The organism is Psychrobacillus sp., from assembly GCF_056205495.1.
Window position 1 is genome coordinate 1 of sequence record NZ_JBAEAP010000484.1, and the last position, 2,965, is coordinate 2,965.

Sequence of the window (2,965 nt, forward strand, 5' to 3'; positions counted from 1 at the left end):
TAACATAGCCAAATAAAAAAAGTCTCAGAAATTTATATTTCTGAGACTTTTGAAATTTCTAGGGAGTCACATCATATTGTCACAGGAGCAAAAAACTCCTGGTAGAGCTCTCGAAGGATTTTGTTTTCATTGCTTTGATGAACGCCAAAGGAAAGGCTGACCTCTGAAGATCCTTGGTTAATCATTTCAATGTTAGCTCCAGTTCGAGCGATTGCTGTGGCAGCTCTAGCTGCTAGGCCGGTGCTATTGTTCATGCCTTCTCCAACAACTACAATCATGGAGAACTCATGTCGGAAATGGGCATCTTCTGCGTGTAATTCCTCCTTAACCCTCTTTACTATTCTGTCCTCTTTTTCGGGTGTTAGCTGGTGGCTTCGAAAAATCACAGATATATCATCTAAGCCTGAAGGAGTATGCTCGTAAGAAATTTGTTCTTCCTCTAAAATTTGTAGCAGCTTACGACCAAATCCGATTTCTCGGTTCATCAAATACTTACTTACGTATAGGATCGAAAACCCATTATCTGCTGAAATACCAGTTATAGGTCGACGGTTCACTTTTCTAGATGAAACAATCTTGGTGCCAGGTGCAGAGGGGTTATTCGTGTTTTTAATGCAAACGGGTATTTTAGCCTTATATACTGGCATTAATGCCTCGTCGTGGAATACAGAGAAACCGGCATACGACAGCTCGCGCATTTCGCGGTATGTGATTTCCTCGATTTCCACAGGACAGTTAACTACTTTCGGATTTGCACAAAAAACCGAATCCACGTCGGTAAAGTTTTCGTAAAGCTCAGCTTGAACAGAGGCTGCTAATATGGATCCGGTTATATCTGATCCACCTCTATCAAAAGTACGTAGTAAGCCTTTTTTTGTATAACCAAAAAATCCAGGGAAAACAATCACTTCACTAGTGTTTTTTAGACTCGTATGGAGGTTGTTATAAGCTTCTGGGAGTGCCATCGCCCGTTCGGGTAAGTCATTTATTAACAGACCTGCTGACTTAGGACACATGTATCTAGCTGGAATTCCGATGCTTGTGAAATAAGTAGAAATAAGCTTCGCATTATTATCCTCGCCGCTCGCTTTTAAGGAATCCATAAATAAACTATGATTTTCTTGATTCATAGATAGCCTTGATCGTAAATCCTCTTCAATTACATCACAAATGAGTAAATCTAAGTCCAGGCCTAGAGCAATTTCCTTATATCGATTTAACACAGCATCAAGGCTAGGCTCTATATTTTCACCAAGTAAGGCAGCGTTGCCTAGGTTTATTAATAAGTCGGTCACTTTTTTATCTTGTTCAAAACGTTTGCCAGGTGCAGAAACGACTACGTATTTTCTTTTAGTATTAGCCTTTACGATTTCTGCAACCTTTTTAATTTGTTCTGCGCTCGCTACTGATGTTCCTCCAAATTTACTTACGATCATCTCATCAAATCCTTACTATTTTCGATTAATTGTATTTATGGAAAAAACAAATGATTTTATACAGTGTACAAATATTAATCATATTCGTCAATACGTAAGATAATATTTATTAAAAAATATTTCATATAAGTGTATGATTATGAGATTAATTATATTATTGTTCGTAATTAGGTTAATTAATTTAAAGAAACAACAGATTGTCCATCTTGAATCATTTTATATACGAATAATAAATATTTTTAATTTTTTAAAATAGCATAATATCAACGTTTATATACGATGTAATAAAATGATAGCGTTTTCAAGTTTTCAAACTATATTGACAACTAAAAATATCCTGCGTATGATAGGGATAATTCAATAAGTGATAAACGATTTTGACAGAGATAAGCTTTACATTTTGTAAATCTACAGAGAGCTGATGGTTGGTGCAAATCAGTGGTTTCGTATGTGAGGTAGCACTCTTGAATCGGTGGGCTGAAGTCAGTAGGCTCATCCGTGAATGCGCGTTAAGCATAACTTAAGAGGCTGCAGTATGTTTGCAGTAAATTTGGGTGGTACCGCGTGAGTTATTTTAGCTCTTCGCCCCTTACATTAATGTAGGGGACGAAGGGCTTTTTTGTTTTTCCAAAATAAGGAGGAGATTTGTATGCTTCAAGATCAAACCATTTTACGTATTCCAGGACCAAGTCCAATTCCACCGAGTGTGCAACGAGCGATGAATCAATCAATGATTGGTCATAGAGGAAAAGAAACCTCAGATATGCTTAAGCGTATTACCCCTGGGTTGAAGAAAGTGTTTGGTACAGACCAAGAGGTTGCCATTATTGCTGGGAGTGGGACTGCAGGTTTAGAAACGGCAGTTGTGAATGTCGTAAAGCCAGGGGAAGAAGTGCTTGTTGTAGTAACAGGTGCGTTTGGAGATCGTTTCACTAAGATTTGTGAGGCCTATCATATTAAAACACACGTATTAAGTACTGAATGGGGCAAGGCATTAGATCCACAAGAAGTTAAGGCATTTCTAGTAAAGCATCCACAAGTAAAAGCAGTATTTTCTACTTATTGTGAGACATCCACTGGAGTTTTAAATCCAATTGATCAGCTCGCTTTAGCCGTACAAGAGGTGTCAGAGGCTTTGATCGTAGTAGATGGAGTTTCATGTGTGGCAGGAGTAGAAACAAAAATGGATGAGTGGGGAATCGATGTAATGGTCACTGGTTCTCAAAAGGCATTCATGCTTCCTGCAGGTTTAACATTTGTCGCTGCTAGTGCAAAAGCTTGGAAAGTAATTGAAGAAAACGATCAGCCTAGATTTTATTTGAATCTAAAAAAATATAGAGATAATTTACTAAAAGATACTACGCCGTTTACTCCAGCCTTATCATTATTATTTGGACTTGAGCAGGTGCTGAAATTATTGGAGACAGAAGGTCTTGAAAACGTATATGCTCGCCATGAACTAATGAAAAATATGACTCGTGCAGCATTTAAAGCACTAGACATTCCATTACTGACAACGGATGAGGATG

General features: G+C 37.9%; 2 protein-coding genes and 1 other annotated feature. Of the genes, one reads left to right on the top strand and one right to left on the bottom strand.

Annotated features, from left to right (window positions below; all coding sequences use genetic code 11):
- Window positions 1-71: 71 nt before the first annotated feature.
- Window positions 72-1,436 (bottom strand): aspartate kinase, encoded by a 1,365-nt coding sequence (locus AC06OU_RS13900; protein ID WP_475856551.1) that lies wholly within the window; start codon window positions 1,434-1,436, stop codon window positions 72-74.
- A gap of 368 nt (window positions 1,437-1,804) precedes the next feature.
- Window positions 1,805-2,029, top strand: a binding site (T-box leader).
- A 56-nt stretch (window positions 2,030-2,085) separates the two neighbouring features.
- Here AC06OU_RS13900 and AC06OU_RS13905 point away from each other — a divergent pair.
- Window positions 2,086-2,965: pyridoxal-phosphate-dependent aminotransferase family protein (locus tag AC06OU_RS13905; protein ID WP_475856553.1), on the top strand; the 880-nt coding region annotated here is incomplete at its 3' end.

Coding starts and splice junctions, on each gene's coding strand:
- AC06OU_RS13900 (WP_475856551.1), bottom strand. CDS start 1,436: ATGATCGTAAGTAAATTTGGAGGAACATCAGTAGCGAGCGCAGAACAA.